Annotated in this window: 15 protein-coding genes; 12 read left to right on the top strand and 3 right to left on the bottom strand. The window is 52.8% G+C overall.

Going from position 1 to position 16,347, the window contains the following annotated elements:
• Positions 1–5: 5 nt before the first annotated feature.
• From ruvX to rodA, 10 genes are all read left to right on the top strand, one after another.
• Complete coding sequence (gene ruvX, locus K7P01_RS11185) at positions 6–422, top strand: Holliday junction resolvase RuvX (RefSeq protein ID WP_267292945.1); 417 nt, start codon at positions 6–8, stop codon at positions 420–422.
• A gap of 28 nt (positions 423–450) precedes the next feature.
• Positions 451–1,005: a peptide deformylase gene (gene def, locus K7P01_RS11180; RefSeq protein ID WP_267292943.1), complete on the top strand. Its 555-nt coding sequence runs from the start codon at positions 451–453 to the stop codon at positions 1,003–1,005.
• A gap of 6 nt (positions 1,006–1,011) precedes the next feature.
• A complete protein-coding gene (locus K7P01_RS11175; protein ID WP_267292941.1) occupies positions 1,012–2,157 on the top strand; it encodes a methionine aminotransferase in 1,146 nt (381 codons plus the stop codon).
• Between the two features lie 385 nt (positions 2,158–2,542).
• Entirely contained in the window at positions 2,543–3,367 is an 825-nt protein-coding gene (locus K7P01_RS11170; RefSeq protein WP_267292939.1) for an amidohydrolase, read from the top strand.
• 52 nt (positions 3,368–3,419) lie between these two features.
• Complete coding sequence (gene purH / locus K7P01_RS11165; RefSeq protein ID WP_267292937.1) at positions 3,420–4,946, top strand: bifunctional phosphoribosylaminoimidazolecarboxamide formyltransferase/IMP cyclohydrolase; 1,527 nt, start codon at positions 3,420–3,422, stop codon at positions 4,944–4,946.
• A 206-nt stretch (positions 4,947–5,152) separates the two neighbouring features.
• A complete protein-coding gene (locus tag K7P01_RS11160; RefSeq protein ID WP_254082283.1) occupies positions 5,153–6,178 on the top strand; it encodes a rod shape-determining protein in 1,026 nt (341 codons plus the stop codon).
• Between the two features lie 56 nt (positions 6,179–6,234).
• Positions 6,235–7,077 carry a rod shape-determining protein MreC gene (mreC, locus tag K7P01_RS11155; RefSeq protein ID WP_267292933.1) on the top strand — a complete coding sequence of 281 codons (843 nt, stop codon included), beginning with the start codon at positions 6,235–6,237 and terminating at the stop codon, positions 7,075–7,077.
• Entirely contained in the window at positions 7,074–7,586 is a 513-nt protein-coding gene (locus K7P01_RS11150) for a Rod shape-determining protein MreD (protein ID WP_267292931.1), read from the top strand. Before mreC ends, K7P01_RS11150 begins: the two co-directional genes overlap by 4 nt.
• Before the next feature lie 38 nt (positions 7,587–7,624).
• Positions 7,625–9,445, top strand: coding sequence for a penicillin-binding protein 2 (gene mrdA / locus K7P01_RS11145; RefSeq protein WP_267292929.1), 1,821 nt, complete (start codon positions 7,625–7,627; stop codon positions 9,443–9,445).
• 27 nt (positions 9,446–9,472) lie between these two features.
• Complete coding sequence (gene rodA / locus K7P01_RS11140; protein ID WP_267292927.1) at positions 9,473–10,750, top strand: rod shape-determining protein RodA; 1,278 nt, start codon at positions 9,473–9,475, stop codon at positions 10,748–10,750.
• Between the two features lie 79 nt (positions 10,751–10,829).
• Here rodA and frr read toward each other — a convergent pair whose 3' ends face one another.
• The 3 genes from frr to K7P01_RS11125 form a co-directional block, all read right to left on the bottom strand.
• Positions 10,830–11,384, bottom strand: a complete 555-nt coding sequence (frr, locus tag K7P01_RS11135) for a ribosome recycling factor (RefSeq protein WP_267292925.1) — start codon at positions 11,382–11,384, stop codon at positions 10,830–10,832.
• Between the two features lie 71 nt (positions 11,385–11,455).
• Positions 11,456–12,163, bottom strand: coding sequence for a UMP kinase (pyrH, locus tag K7P01_RS11130; protein WP_254082277.1), 708 nt, complete (start codon positions 12,161–12,163; stop codon positions 11,456–11,458).
• 67 nt (positions 12,164–12,230) lie between these two features.
• Positions 12,231–12,755 (bottom strand): biotin/lipoyl-containing protein, encoded by a 525-nt coding sequence (locus tag K7P01_RS11125; RefSeq protein ID WP_267292922.1) that lies wholly within the window; start codon positions 12,753–12,755, stop codon positions 12,231–12,233.
• Positions 12,756–13,008: 253 nt separating this feature from the next.
• On the opposite strand from K7P01_RS11125, the gene K7P01_RS11120 reads away from it, so the two are divergent.
• Together K7P01_RS11120 and K7P01_RS11115 are read left to right on the top strand one after the other, a co-directional pair.
• On the top strand, positions 13,009–15,366 hold the full coding sequence (locus K7P01_RS11120) for a TonB-dependent receptor (protein WP_267292920.1): 2,358 nt from the start codon (positions 13,009–13,011) through the stop codon (positions 15,364–15,366).
• A gap of 108 nt (positions 15,367–15,474) precedes the next feature.
• Positions 15,475–16,329, top strand: a complete 855-nt coding sequence (locus K7P01_RS11115) for a geranylgeranylglycerol-phosphate geranylgeranyltransferase (protein WP_267292918.1) — start codon at positions 15,475–15,477, stop codon at positions 16,327–16,329.
• Positions 16,330–16,347 lie beyond the last annotated feature (18 nt).

Below are 16,347 nucleotides of genomic sequence, written 5' to 3'. Positions count from 1 at the left end.
ATTTCATGGGACGAATTCTGGCGATTGACTACGGAAAGAAGAGAACGGGGCTGGCCGTGACCGACCCCATGCGCATTATTGCCACCGCCCTGGAGACCGTACCCACCGAGGGACTTCTGGCCTACCTCCAGGCCTATTTGAAACGCGAACCCGTCGACGAGTTTGTGATTGGCATGCCCAAGACCCTCAAGAACGAAGACTCCGAAACCGCCCCCTTTGTACGGGCGTTTGTGGAGGAATTAAACAAGGCTTTCCCCGACAAACCGGTCCACCCCGTGGACGAGCGCTTCACCAGCACGATAGCCCTGCGGGCCATGATCGACGGCGGCATGAAAAAGAAGGACCGCCAGGTAAAGGGCAACGTTGACAAGATCAGCGCCACCATCATTCTTCAGTCTTTCCTGGAAGCTCACCCGCGCTAAAACGTCCTATTTTTTTTAAATTCGCGCCATGATTTATCCCATTGTGATGTATGGCGATGCCGTGCTGCGCCAGAAGGCGAGCGATATCGCACCCGGTACAGACCTGAAGCAGCTTATTGAAGACATGTATGAGACCATGCATGCCGCCAGCGGCATTGGCCTGGCCGCCCCGCAGATCGGCAAAAGCATTCGCCTGTTTGTGGTCGATGGCACCGTACTGGAGGACGAACCGGGCATGGCCGATTTCAAAAAGGCTTTCATCAATCCCCAGATCCTGGAAGAGTGGGGCGAGCCGTGGGATTATGAAGAAGGCTGTCTGAGCATCCCCAACATCCGCGAGAAAGTAGCCCGCAAAGCCAGGTTGCGCATTCGGTACTTCGATGATCAGTGGAATCAGAAAGAAGAAGAGTACGACGGCATGCAGGCGCGTATCATCCAGCACGAATACGACCACATCGAAGGGAAAATGTTTGTAGACTATCTGCCCGCCCTCAAAAAGCGTTTGCTGAAAAGTAAGCTGACCGATATTTCCAAGGGTAAGGTCGACACGGAATACCGCATTGCCGCCCCGTTGAAGAAATAACAACGCATGAGCACGATTCCGTCCAGGCTGCCTGACGTAGGGACCTCCATTTTTTCAGTTATGTCGAAGATGGCACTCGAGCATGGAGCCATCAACCTGTCGCAGGGCTTTCCCGACTTCGCCATCGACGAGACCATCGTGCACCTGGTGCATCGCTATATGTTGGAGGGCAACAACCAGTATGCACCCATGCCCGGGGCTCCCGCGTTGCGGCAGATCATCGCCCAGGTCATTCGCGAGACTTACGGCCACACCGTTGACCCCGAAACCGAGATCACCATTACCCCCGGCGCGACGGAAGCCCTCTTCGCCGCCATCGCCGCCTTTGTCAGTCCCGGCGATGAAGTCATCTTATTCGATCCGGCCTATGACTCGTACGATCCGGCCATCCGCCTGAACGGCGGTATACCCGTGCACCTGCCATTACAATACCCGACGTTTGCCATTGACTGGGGTATGGTCCGCGCGCGCATTACCCCACGCACGCGCATGATCATGATCAACACACCCCACAATCCCTGTGGCGTGACACTAAGCAACGAAGACCTGCGCACCCTCGAGACCCTGGCTGAACAACACAACCTGCTTGTACTGAGCGACGAGGTATACGAACGCCTGATCTTTGACGGCCAACAACACCAAAGCGTGCTGCGGTACCCCGCGCTGGCGGCGCGTAGCCTGGCGGTTTTTTCTTTTGGCAAGACTTTCCACGCCACCGGCTGGAAGGTAGGCTACGTGGTAGCCCCCGGCCCCATCATGCACGAAGTGCGCAAAGCGCATCAATTCATAGCGTTTAGCGTAAATACGCCCGTGCAGCTGGCACTGGCGGAATATATGCAGGTACCCGACCGTTATTTGTCGCTGGCCGCCTTTTACCAGCAAAAACGCGACTTCTTTTTAGAGCATCTACGCGGCTCGTCCTTTGAGCCAGTGGCGTGCAAAGGCTCCTATTTTCAACTACTCTCCTACAAAAATATCTCCCATCAGCCGGACACGACCATGGCAGAGGAGCTAACAAAGAAATTTAAGGTAGCCGCCATTCCCGTATCGGTTTTCTATCAGGACCGGACGGATAACCACCTGCTGCGGTTCTGTTTCGCCAAGAAGGAAGAGACCCTGTCCAGGGCCTGCGAGATCTTGCGAAAGATTTGACCTTCCACAGCCAATTACACATTCAGACAACATCGACTTAACCGCCACCAGTCTCCGTGCTATAAGAACGGACTTATGTCGGGCTATACTCGCACTTAACTCGGGCTTAACTCGGAGACATCCCCCGGGAATCCGGGAATATTTACCCCTCGGTGCCGCATTTTTGGCCCCGGCTTTACCATGCTTCGGGGTGTAGCCCTGCCTGCCACGGCTGCAGTTTCCGGACCGTTGTGAATCAGGCAGAGATGGCATTAATAGGGCTTTAGTAGCCCTTTAGTAGGAGGATGGTAGGGCTTTGATACGGGTAATGTCCTCCGTTGCGCAAATTGCCTGTTCATTCTCCTCTTATTTTGTTTTCTTTGCGGTCCGGAAAACTCTTACACGCATGCAGGACCTCAAAATCACGCTTATTCAGTCAGATACGCATTGGGAAGACATCAGTGCAAACCTCTCCATGTTTGAGGAGAAGATCTGGCGGATCAGCGGCGCGACAGACGTCATAGTGTTGCCGGAAATGTTTACAACCGGCTTTACCATGGCGGCCAATCGCCATGCCGAGCTGATGAACATGCGCACCTTTAAATGGATGCGCCAAATGGCCGACCAGACCGGAGCCCTGATTTTGGGTAGCTATATCGTTAACGTACATGACCGCTTTTACAACCGTTTGCTGTGGATGGAACCGGGTGGTCATTTTAAAACCTACGACAAGCGCCACCTGTTCCGGATGGAGAATGAGCACAAGACTTATAGCCCCGGCGAAAGCTTGTTAATCGGCACGTGGAAAGGCTGGCGCATCTGCCCGCTCATTTGCTACGACCTGCGCTTCCCCGTGTGGAGCCGGAACCGCTATGATGCCACCACACGCAAGCTGTCGTACGACGTGGCAATATATGTGGCCAACTGGCCCATCACCCGCATTGACGCGTGGGACACGCTGCTGCGGGCGCGGGCCATTGAAAATGTTAGTTACGTGGTGGGTGTAAACCGCATTGGTCTTGATGGCCAGGGCGTGGAGTACAACGGCCACTCGTCGGTGATCAGCCCAAAAGGCGGAGTGGTCTATACGAATGAAGGCACAGAAGCCATTCACACCGTTGAGTTGAGCGCCAATGCGCTGGAAGCCTTCCGCGACCGTTTCCCGTCTTACCTGGACGCCGACGACTTTACGCTCGAGTTCGAAGAATACGAAGACTCCGACTTAGACTAACACCGAATTTCCATCTACTTTTGCACCTCATTTTAAACACCCTGTAACCACCATGGCCAACCGGAAGATCACCCGCGCGTTAATTTCTGTTTTTTATAAAGATAACCTGGAGCCAATCGTGCACTTTCTGGGCAAGCAGGGTGTAGAGTTTGTCTCCACCGGCGGCACCCAGGAATTCATTGAAAAGCTGGGCTACACCGTAACGCCGGTAGAAAAGCTGACGGGCTATCCGTCGATCTTTGGAGGCCGTGTAAAGACGCTACATCCCGCCGTATTCGGCGGCATTCTTTTTCGCCGCGAGGACGCCGGCGACAAAAAACAAGCACAAGAGTTTAACATCGGCCCGCTCGACCTGGTCATTGTAGACCTATATCCTTTCGAAGAGACCGTGGCCAAAGGTGGCTCGGAAGATGATATCATAGAAAAGATAGACATCGGCGGTATCTCGTTGATCCGCGCAGCCGCGAAAAATTTCCAGGACGTACTGATCGTCTCCTCGCGCAACCAGTATACCGAGGTGCTGGAAGTGCTTCAGCAAACCAACGGTGCCCCCGCCCTGCAAGACCGCAAGCGCTTTGCCGCGATGGCCTTCGACGTCACCTCACACTACGACACCGCCATCTTCCAATACTTCAATGGCGAGTTTGCATTGCCCCGGTACAAAAAGAGCTTGTCGCAGGGACGATTCCTGCGCTATGGGGAGAATCCTCACCAGAAGGGCACATTCTACGGCGACTTCGACGGCCTTTTTGAACAGCTCAATGGTAAAGAGCTTTCTTACAACAACCTGGTGGACGTAGATGCCGCCGTAAACCTTGTGCAGGAGTTCGCCGGCGAGACGGCCTTCGTCATTATCAAGCATACCAACGCCTGCGGTGTAGCCACGGCGCCCACCGTAAAAGAAGCATACCTCAAAGCTTTCCAGGCCGACACCACGTCAGCCTTTGGCGGCGTGCTGGCGACCACTACCACGATCGATCTGGCAGCAGCCGAAGAGATCAACAAACTGTTCTTTGAGATTCTCATCGCACCCGCCTATACCGACGACGCGCTGGCGCTGCTGCGCAGCAAAAAGAACCGGATGCTGTTACGCCAGAAGCAACAGCTGCAGGAGAAGCTGCAAAGCAAGACGATCCTGAACGGTGTGATCGAGCAAGACCTCGACTTGAAGACAGACAGCAAAGAAGACCTAAAGGTCGTTACCAAAATAGCGCCGACCGCAGCCGAGGTCGACGCCCTGCTGTTCGCAAGCAAGATCTGTAAACACACCAAGTCGAACACCATTATACTGGCGGTGGACGGTCAGCTGCTGGCGAGCGGCGTAGGGCAGACCTCCCGTGTCGACGCCCTGAAACAGGCGATTGAAAAAGCGGGTGTGTTTGGTTTTTCCCTAAAGGGCGCAGTCATGGCATCCGATGCCTTTTTTCCGTTCCCCGACTGTGTGGAAATTGCTAACCAGCAAGGTATCCACGCGGTGATCCAACCGGGTGGCTCGGTAAAAGATCAGGACTCCGTCGACTTCTGCGACCAACACGGCATGGCCATGGTCTTTACCGGCGTGCGACACTTCAAACACTAAGAGCGTTGTGAACCCGGGTAAGCCCGGTAGGCTTTAACTACCTTCCAGGTCTGTCCCGATCTCTTCATCGATAAAATATGTACCGGCTCGCAAAAAACTTACATTTTTGAACCGGTACATATTTATTTGGTAAATTAAATGCAATTTTACAGGCGCATCATCGGTTACTTCCGAACTTTTTAGTTTAAACAAGGGAATAGACATACATGGCATTTTTTGACTTCTTCACCAGCGACATCGCAATAGACCTGGGGACAGCAAACACCCTTATCATTTACAAAGACAAGATTGTCGTGGATGAGCCCTCCATCATCGCACTTGACAAAGTGAACGCCAAGGTGTTGGCCATCGGCCGCGAGGCGATGCAGATGCATGAGAAAACGCATGATCACATCAAGACCATCCGCCCGCTAAAAGAGGGTGTGATCGCCGACTTCCAGGCGGCCGAGATGATGATCCGCGGGCTGATCAAAATGATCGACACCGGCAAGCGTCTGTTCCCACCGTCATACCGCATGGTGATCTGCATACCTTCCGGTATTACCGAAGTAGAGAAACGTGCTGTACGCGACTCGGCAGAACATGCCGGCGCCAAAGAAGTATATATGATCTATGAACCGATCGCTGCGGCGATCGGAACGGGGATCGACATCGAACAGCCTATTGGCAACATGATTGTCGACATCGGTGGTGGAACAACGGATATCGCCGTGATTGCCCTGTCGGGCATCGTCTGCGACCAGTCCATCCGTGTGGCCGGCGATACCTTTAACCGCGACATCCTCGACTATATGCGCCGTCAGCACAACCTGCTCATCGGCGAGCGCTCGGCCGAGAAGGTGAAGATCGAAGTAGGCTCAGCCCTGACGGAGCTTGACGACGGACCGGACGATTACGAGATCCGCGGCCGCGACTTGATGACGGGTATTCCCAAGACCATCAAGATCTCGTACTCTGAAGTGGCTTTCGCCCTCGACAAATCGGTATCTAAATTGGAAGAAGCTGTACTCAAAGCCCTGGAGACCTCTCCCCCCGAGCTTTCGGCCGATATTTATGAGCGTGGCATCTATCTGACCGGTGGCGGCGCCCTGCTGCGCGGGTTGGACAAACGCCTCGCACTTAAAACCAAGCTGCCCATCCACGTAGCCGACGATCCGCTGCGTGCCGTGGTTCGCGGTACCGGCCAGGCACTGAAAAATCTCAATCAGTTCAGAGCTGTATTAATGACCTAGTCTTCTGACGTGGAAGAAGCAGGAGTAACGAAGCCATGTGATTTGTTGACACGGTAATGGAAAGGCTATTTTATTTCATCTATCAGTACCGGGCTTTCTTCACCTTCTTAGTGCTGGAAGTATTCTGTTTTTGGCTCGTCGTGAAAAACAACGAGTACCAGGGAACCCAGTTCTTCAATTCGTCCAATACAATCGTCGCCTCCGTGAACGGCTTCTCCCAAAGCGTCCGCGACTACTTCCTGCTCAGTAATGTCAACGCGACACTGTCCGCCGAAAACGCCGGATTGCGCCGCGAGCTGGAGACCTATCATCAGCGAACGTATTTGACCGACAGCGTGGCCCCGCCACCAGATTCGTCGCGCATCAAACGTTTTGATTTTGTCAGCGCCAAAGTCGTCAACAACCACGTAGACCTCACCAAGAACTTTATCACTATCAACAAAGGCCGCGACGCCGGCATTGAACCCGGCATGGCCGTGATCAGCCCGCTGGGAGCCGTCGGCAAAGTGAAGCTGGTGTCCGAACACTACGGTGTAGTGACCTCGTTGCTGCACATCGATGTGATGGTATCGTCGGTACTCAAGCGCACCGGCCACTTCGGTTCGGTGCAGTGGGATGGCCGCGACCCTGGTGTAATTCGCTTTAACTTTATACCGCGCCACGTAAAGCCCCTGGTAGGCGACACCGTGGTAACGTCCGGCTTTAACTCCGTCTTCCCAGAAGGCATTATGGTGGGCACCGTATCGGAAGTAAATCTCAGCAACGAGGCCCTGACATATGACCTGCGCGTGAAACTTTCGCAGGACTTCCGCAAGCTGTCGTTCCTGACCGTGGTGAAGAGCGTGTATAAGAGTGAACAGGATTCTCTGGAGCAGGTCGTAAACGCCATGGCAAAATGAGCAGGATCGGCATTCCCCAAATCATAGCGTTTTTTGTGTACCTGCTGTATCAGGTCATGATTCTGCAGAACGTCGTGTTGTTTCACACCGCCTTCTGTTTCTTATACGTGGCGTATCTGTTGCTGCTGCCGGTAGAGACCAACCCGCTTGTACTAATGGGCATTGGCTTCCTCATGGGCTTTGCTGTCGACATGTTTTATGAAAGCATCGGCTTGCATGCCTTTGCGTGTGTTTTTGTAATGTACGTACGCAACTATTGGCTCAGCTCCATCACGCCGCAAGGTGGGTATGACAGCAACGTCACCCCGTCGATGGCACTGGGCGGCTTCCAATGGTTTGTCGTATATGCGTTGCCGCTGGTGTTCATTCACCACCTCATGCTGTTCTACATGGAAGCAGGTGGTTTGGGAATGTTCTGGTTCACGTTGTGGAAGACCATCGTGAGCACATTTTTTACCACGCTGGTAATTTTAATCGCGCAATTTTTGTTTCCAGGCAGAAGGCGCTAAGCCGCCCGGCTACGCACTGCTAAAATTGGAGTAACAACATGAACGAAGGCAGGAAGGAAATCATACAATTTGTATTCGTACTGATAGGCTTTGTGTTCCTGGTAAAGCTATTCTTTATCCAGATCGTCGAAGACAGCTACAAAAACCTCGCGGATGTAAACGCCATTCGCAAAGAGGTGCAATATCCCATTCGCGGGATCATCAAAGACCGCAACGGCAAGCTCATTGTGTACAACAATCCCGAGTTTGACCTCATGATCATCCTGCGAGAAGTAAAGAACCTCGACAGTGCCCGCTTCTGCCAGGTGTTTGAGATCGACCAGCAACAGCTGCGTGCGCTCTTCAAAAGTTTCCAAACCGAGATCCGAAACCGCAAAGCCAACGAGCTGCAACCCTATCCCTTTATCCGCCAGTTGTCGAACTATGACCTGGCGCGCATTCAGGATCGCATCGACGAGTTCCGCGGCTTCTTCATCCAGGTGCGAACCACCCGTGCGTACGCCAGCACCGCCGCGGCAAATGCCATTGGCTATGTAAGCGAGATCTCGAAGCGCCAATTGGATAACCAAAAAGAACACATCTACCGCCAGGGCGACTACACCGGCCAGAGCGGTATTGAAGCATATTATGAAGAGTATCTGCGCGGCACACGGGGGGTGAAATACCTCATGCGCAACAAAGATGGCGTAATCAAAGGGGCTTACGAAGATGGTAAATACGATACGCTGTCTGTGCCGGGCCAAGACCTAACATCTACGATCGATCTGACGCTGCAAGAGTATGGCGAGTTCCTGCTGAAAGGAAAGGCCGGTAGTATCATCGCCATCGAACCGGCAACCGGCGAAATTCTGTCCATGGTGTCGGGCCCGTCGTATGATCCAAACCTGCTTACGGGTAAAAACTATAGCGAGAACTATGTGTTGATCAGCAACGACAGCTTGAAGCCGTTGTTCAACCGCCCGCTCATGGCGCAGTATCGTCCGGGTTCTATTTTTAAAGTCGCTCAGGCAATGGTGGCGTTGCAGGAAGGAGTTATCACTCCGGAGACGCGCATCCGGTGCGATCGTTCGATCATCAATTGCCATGGTGCCCATACCAACGAAGATCTACGCGGGGCTATTACCAATTCTTGTAACCCGTATTTTCGCGAGGTGCTGCGGAGGATGTTGCAGAAAGGCAAAGCCAACAACCCCTTTGACGATACGCGCATTGGCCTGGAAGAGTGGGACAAACATATCATGAGCTTTGGCTTTGGCAAACGCCTGGGCATAGACCTGCCCAATGAAAAGCGTGGCCTGGTACCAAGCCCGGCATATTACGACCGCGCCTATACCGGGCGGCCATGGAAGTTCTCGAACATCTACTCCCTCGCGATTGGTGAAGGTGAGAACCTGGTCGTGCCGTTGCAGATGGCCAACTTTGCCGCAACGATTGCCAACAAAGGATATTACATTACACCGCACCTGGTAAAGTCAATTGGTAATAGCGGCGTGCCACTACCCCAGTATATCGCGCGGCACTATACAACGATCGACTCGGCTAACTTCCGCGTCGCTGCCGATGCTATGCAACAAGTGGTAGAGTCGGGTACCGCACAGTATCGCGCCAAGCTAAAGGACATCGTAGTGTGTGGCAAGACCGGTACCGTGCAGAACGAACCAAAGGCTGACCACTCGGTATTCATCGCGTATGCACCCGCCGTGAATCCGAAGATCGCGATATCGGTATATGTGGAATTTTCCGGTCAGGGTGGACGCGCAGCGGCCTCCATCGCCAGTCTCATGATTGAGAAATACCTGTTGGGTGGAACACAGCGCCCCAACATTGAAGACTACGTGCTGAAAGGTAAATTCGAATAACACCCCATCGCTTAACGGAACGATACCGTGAGAAGAGAAAGAGAAGAGATCATAACCAATAAGATTGACTGGGTCACGGTGATGATCTATGGTGTCATGGTGTTCTGGGGCTGGCTGAATATTTACTCCGCTACCTATGACGAGCATCAGTCCATCTTCGACTTCTCGATCAACTCGGGCCGGCAGTTGATGTTTATCGTCACATCCATCTTCCTGATCCTGGCGATCCTCATCATTGACATGCGTTTCTACGAGGCCTTCGCCTATATAATATTTGGACTCATCATGTTCCTGCTGCTACTGGTGCCCTTCATCGGTAAAGAAGTAGGGGGCAACCGTTCATGGCTGGGTGTTGGTTCATTTGGCGTACAACCGTCGGAGTTTGCCAAGTTTGCCACCGCACTTGCCGTCGCGAAGTTTATGGGCACGATCGGTTTTCGTATGGATAACATCCGAAACCAGGCGGCCGCCTTCGCCTTTATCGGTGGCCCCATCATTCTCATCCTGATGCAGAAGGACTATGGTACCGCCATGGTGTTCCTGGTATTCCTTCTCGTCTTTTACCGTGAAGGTATGTCACCCTTCCTGCTATTGGTTGGCCTGGGGGTGGCAGTCATCTTTATTCTTACCCTGCTGGTAGAGAACAACTGGTATTTATTCGGCGCCATTGGCGTCGCGTGGGCGCTGGTGATCTTTATGAACCGCCGCAAGAAAATAAAACGCCTCGCCGTCATCACAATTGGCGCGGCGGTACTCGTCGTAACCATCATGAGCGTGGAGTTTATTTTCGCCAAACTGCTGGAGCCCCACCACCAGCGTCGTGTGATGGTGTTGTTGAATCCGGACCTCGATCAGTTAGGCGCGGGATACCACGTGTACCAATCTAAAGTGGCGATTGGTTCCGGAGGTGTTATTGGCAAAGGCTTTTTGAAAGGCACACAAACCAAGCTCAAATTTGTACCCGAGCAGTATACCGATTTCATCTTTTGTACCATTGGCGAAGAGTACGGCTGGCTCGGCAGCCTGATCATGGTTGGACTCTTTATGTCGTTGCTCTTCCGGGTTGTGTTCCTGGCCGAGCGACAGAAGAACCGCTTTGCCCGTGTGTATGGCTACTCCGTGGCGTGCATATTTTTCTTTCACTTTGCGACCAACATTGCCATGACGATTGGGCTCTTTCCGGTAATTGGTATTCCCTTGCCGTTCTTTAGCTATGGGGGCTCGTCGCTGTGGGCGTTTACGGCGCTGTTGTTTATTCTGTTAAAGCTCGACGCGCACCGCATGCACGTACTGCAACGGTTGTAAATAACCAGGGACAAAAAAAAGACTGCCGGTAGGCAGTCTCTTCGGGTTATGGGTTGATTGATTGGCTAACGAGTCGTAATTAAACAGTCATGATCTCGGCCTCTTTCTTTTTCATGAGGGCGTCGATCCTGTTGGTGAAGTCGTCGGTCATCTTCTGCACTTTCTCCTCGGCGTTCTTCACGTCATCTTCCGATACACCTTTGATCTTCTTCAGCATTTCGTTGGTTTCCTTGCGTACGCTGCGGAGGCTCACTTTGCCTGCCTCGCACTCCTGGCTCACTTGTTTTACCAGTACCTTTCTGCGCTCTTCCGTCAGCATGGGTACGTTGATGATGACCTGCTGGCCATCGTTCTGCGGGTTGAGGCCTAGGTTTGCATTCATGATAGAACGCTCAATTTCAACGATCATGCCGCGTTCCCACGGCTTGATAAAAATGGTACGGGCATCCGGTGTAGTCACTGAAGCCACCTGATTAAGGGGTGATGTGGCGCCGTAGTAGGCAACCTGAATGCCATCCAGCATATTGGGGCTGGCTTTTCCCGCACGGATTTTGGTCAGCTCATGACCTACGTGCGCCAATGCTTTGCTCATGGATTCCTGGGCATCGTCCAGGTATAGTTCGATCTCTTCCATACAAATTTCGACTTGGGCTATAAATATAATGACTCGGCGTCAAATACACACGGCCCGCGAGACCTGCTTTCTTAGCTGATCAGCGTGCCGGCTTCTTCGCCTTTTACGACGGTTAACAGATTGCCCTTTTTATTCATATCAAAAACAATGATCGGCAGGTTGTTCTCTTTGCAGAGTGTGAACGCCGTCATGTCCATGATGTTGAGATTTTTTTCATACGCTTCCTGGAAAGAGAGCGTGCTGTAGCGCGTCGCGTCCGGAAATTTCTCGGGGTCTGCGGTGTACACACCGTCTACGCGAGTGCCTTTTAGCACCACGTTGGCTTGTACTTCCACCGCGCGCAGGGCAGCGGTCGAGTCGGTGGTGAAATACGGATTGCCAATGCCGGCACCGAAGATGACGATGCGGCCTTTTTCCAGGTGACGAATGGCGCGGCGGCGAATAAAAGGCTCGCACACCTGCTCCATCTTAATGCCAGACATCAGGCGTGTGTACATGCCGTGACGCTCCAGCGCGCTTTGTAGGGCCATGGCATTGATGACAGTTGCCAACATACCCATGTAATCACCTTGCACGCGATCGATGCCAAGCGCCTCTGCCTGACCTCCGCGGAAGATATTGCCACCGCCAATCACAATAGCGATTTCCACACCCTGGTCTTTCAGGGCTCGTATTTCGCCGCAGTATTGTTCGAGAACATTGGGGTCGACGTTGGTATTCTTCGACGATCCCTGCAGGGCTTCACCACTGAGTTTGAGGAGGATACGCTTGTACTTCATTCGTAGGATTTAGGATTGCCTGGCCAAAACGGCCGCAATATATTCCATTTGGGGTGGATTTGGAAAATCAATCCTGGAATTCGATCAGCACCTGGTTCTTCTCCACACTGTCGCCCTTTTTAATTTTAAGCGTTTTTACGATGCCTTCTCCCGGCGACTTGAGAATGTTTTCCATTTTCATGGCTTCGAGAATCAACAGTGGGTCGTTCAGCTTCACCGTATCGCCCTGTTTCACTTTCAGGTCGATGATAAGTCCCGGCATCGGTGCTCGCAACGAATTGATTTTGCCGGCGGCCGCGCTGCTCATGCCCATCTTCTCCAGGAGCAGATCGAACTTGTCTTTTACCTCGACCGTGTAGGGCTTGTTGTTGATCTTGAACGTAAACGTCTTAGTGGCCGTGTCAGCCTTAACAACCTCGGCACGATAGCTTTTATTTTCGAGCAGAATGTGAAAGTAGCCGTCGCCCATCGGCAGAATGTCAGGCTGCAACGCTGCGCCGTTGACGGTGTAGCCGTCTTCGGTCTCCGCAATGTCGAGTGATCGCTTATTGATAATGGCTTTGTAGGCTGACGAGGAGGAGGTTGTAGACATTAGGAAGAGTGTTACCTATCCGAAAGATACGGGCTGCACCTGCGCGGGGAAAGTTTTTTTGCAAAATCAATTCGTACACTATTACCTTTGTCCCAGCCCTGGTGAAAAAGCCGGGGAGGGGGTGCCTTAATATAACGGGCTGAGATCATACCCAATGAACCTGATGCCGGTAATGCGGCCGAAGGGAAGGCAAGGTTAAACGTAAGCAGGCGCATTCCCCTGTGCGCTGCAGGTTTAAACCAATATTTTTACCATGTTCAAGCATCTAATGATGGCAGCCGCAGTGCTGTTGTCTCTCTGCGCGCAGGCGCAACGCTATGCTGTCTACGGCACTGTCCGCGATAGCAAAAATCAGGAGTCCATTGTCGGCGCAACACTGCAGCTCTCGGAGCTGTCGTTCTATACCACCACCGATGCCGCAGGCCGCTTTCGGTTCGACCGCGTACCCACCGGTGAGTATACCGTCACGCTTCGTTCGCTGGGATACACTGCGCGCACCGAGAAGATCTCTGTCGCCGCCGACCAGGAGTTGACGCTGTCACTCGATCCGTCGTATACCCTCACCGATGAAGTGGTGGTATTGTCGACACGGGCCGATCGCAAAACGCCGACCACCTTTACCAACGTGAGCAAAGACGAGCTGGCCCGCCAGAACTTCGGCCAGGATCTTCCCCTCTTGCTCAACTGGACACCGTCACTCGTTACGACATCCAACGCCGGCGCCGGCGTGGGCTACACCGGCCTGCGCATTCGCGGCAGCGACGCCACACGCATCAACGTAACCATTAACGGCATACCATACAACGACAGCGAGTCGCAAGGCACCTTCTGGGTAGATATACCCGACGTGGCATCGTCCACACAAAGCATCCAGGTACAACGGGGTGTCGGTACGTCTACTAACGGCGCCGGTTCGTTCGGCGGTACCGTAAACTTGCAGACGCTCTCGCTGCAACCTGATCCGTATGCGGAAGTGATGGTGGCAGCCGGTTCTTTTAACACGCAGCGCTATACCGCCAAAGCCGGTACCGGCCTGATCAACAACCACTGGGCGTTTGATGCCAAAGTGTCGAAAATCCTTTCCGATGGATATATAGACCGCGCCGAGTCGGATCTTTCCTCTTACTACATCAGCGGCGGCTATTACGGCAAGAAGACCGTGATCAAAGCCATTACCTTCGGTGGCCACGAGCGTACATACCAGGCCTGGAACGGCATCGATGCAGAAACCATGAAGACCAACCGCACCTTCAACTCGTGCGGCGCCCTGTACGACGAAAACTGGAACGTAATCGGCTACTACAATGACCAGGTGGATGAATACCGCCAGGACCACTATCAATTGCACCTCACACAACAGCTCAACGATGCCTGGAACGTAAACGCCTCCCTGCACTATACGTATGGTCGTGGCTACTACGAACAGTACCAGCAAGGAACATCGTTTGCCGACCTGGGCCTGTCCGACATCGTACTGGGTGACACGACCCTGACGTATGGCGACTTTGTAACACGCAAATGGCTGGATAACAAATTCTATGGCGGCACCTTCTCGCTGAACTACGATCAGGACAAAACCTCTTTTATACTCGGCGGCGCCTTTAACCAATACGGTGATGCCCGGCACTACGGCAAGATTCTGTGGGGACAGTATATGGGCAACGTGCCTACGGGCTATAAATACTACGACGGTGACGCGGAGAAGAATGACTTTAATATCTATGCCAAATGGAACTACGACGTGCTCGAAAACCTCAACGTTTTTGTAGACCTGCAATACCGCACAGTAGACTACAAAACGTCAGGCCTTGAAGACGGTATGTTCGCCTATGACATTCAGGACTCTTTCCACTTCTTTAACCCGAAGGCCGGCGTGAGCTACACGGTGTCGGAGCGGGATGTACTCTACGGTTCGTATGCCATCGCTAACCGCGAGCCAAACCGCACCGATTACCTGGGCGGCACCGAAAAGCCCAAACACGAGCGCCTCGGCAACCTCGAAATGGGCTGGCGCCGCCAGGCCTCGCGTTACAATCTGGAGGTGAACTATTACCTTATGAATTACACCGACCAGTTGGTCCTAACGGGCCGCCTGGATAACGTAGGCAACCCCATCCGCGCCAACGTAGGCAAAAGCTACCGCACCGGCATTGAGCTTTCCGGCGGTATCAAGCTGACCGAGCGCCTGGCGTGGCAGGCCAATGCTACCTGGAGTGTAAACCGGAACCAGGACTACGTAGTCGATCCCAACAACATGACCGAAAAGAAAACCACGGCCATCATTCTTTCTCCCGGCTGGATCGCCGGCAGCCAACTGACCTGGAATGCCTTCCGGAATTTTCAAGCCACATGGCTGGCCAAATATGTAGGCAAGCAGTACCTCGACAATACCGAAAGCGAGACATTGACCCTCGACAGTTATTTCACAAATGACGTACGATTTAACTATCGCCTGCCGCTGCACCAGGTCAAGCGCTGCGAGGTAAGCCTACTGGTCAACAATGTGTTTGATGTAGAATATTCGTCTGACGGCTATGCGTATGATGGCGTCGCCTACTATTTCCCCCAGGCAGGCACCAACTTTATGGCAATGTTAACGGTTGGGTTCTAACGACCGTACAGCGGGTTGCAAGACTGTTTTTATGCCGGTCGTGGCTTTTGACCGTGGGGAAATATAATTAATGACAACCTGTTGCTATTTTTACCGTGAACGGTATCTATGGCAACAGGTCGTCCATTTCGTACATTTCTGGAATCGCTGCTCAAGCTCACCCGCTTTGGCAACCTGGTTATCATTGGTCTGGCCCAATATTGCACCGCGGGCTTCCTGATTGCCACCACCACGCTCAACGACGGCTCTCTGTTCATCCTGGCCACGTCCACCGTGCTGATTGCCGCCGCCGGCTATATCATCAACGACTACTACGACGTCAAGATCGACTACATCAATAAACCCAGCCGGGTCGTGATTGGCAAAAGCATCACCCGTCGGTATGCCATCCTGTTTCACGTTGTACTCTCCAGCGCGGGTGTACTGCTCGGGTTGTTACTGTCGTGGAAGATCGGGGCGGTAAACCTGGTGACAGTCTTCTTACTGTGGTTTTATTCCAATAACCTAAAGAGACTGCCCTTCATCGGCAATTTTGTGGTAGCCTTCCTCACTGGCCTGGCCATTTTCATTGTCGATCTGTACTACCACACCGGCAGTGCCTTGATTATCATCTACGCCAGTTTTGCATTCTTTATGACGCTCGTCCGCGAGATTATCAAAGACATGGAAGACCTGAAGGGCGATGTCACGTTTGGATGCAAGACCCTGCCCATCATGTTGGGGCTTCGCCGCACGAAGTTTGTGATCTACCTCATCTTGTTCCTATTCAGCGCAACGGTGGTGATATTGAATTATTTCTATCAGGTACTGCCGCTACAGTATTATGTTATCTTTCTGTTCGTACCCCTGTTGTGGCTACTATATCGGCTTATTCGAGCCGATACTATCCGGGACTTTGCCCGACTCAGCGCGTTTTGTAAGGTGATTATGCTCATGGGAATTCTGAGCATGAGCCTACATTGAACACGATTGTGCTTTGTG

The sequence above is a fragment of the Parachryseolinea silvisoli genome, assembly GCF_021190955.1.
Taxonomy (GTDB): Bacteria; Bacteroidota; Bacteroidia; order Cytophagales; family Cyclobacteriaceae; genus Ohtaekwangia; species Ohtaekwangia silvisoli.
This window is presented reverse-complemented; position numbering and strand designations above follow the sequence as displayed.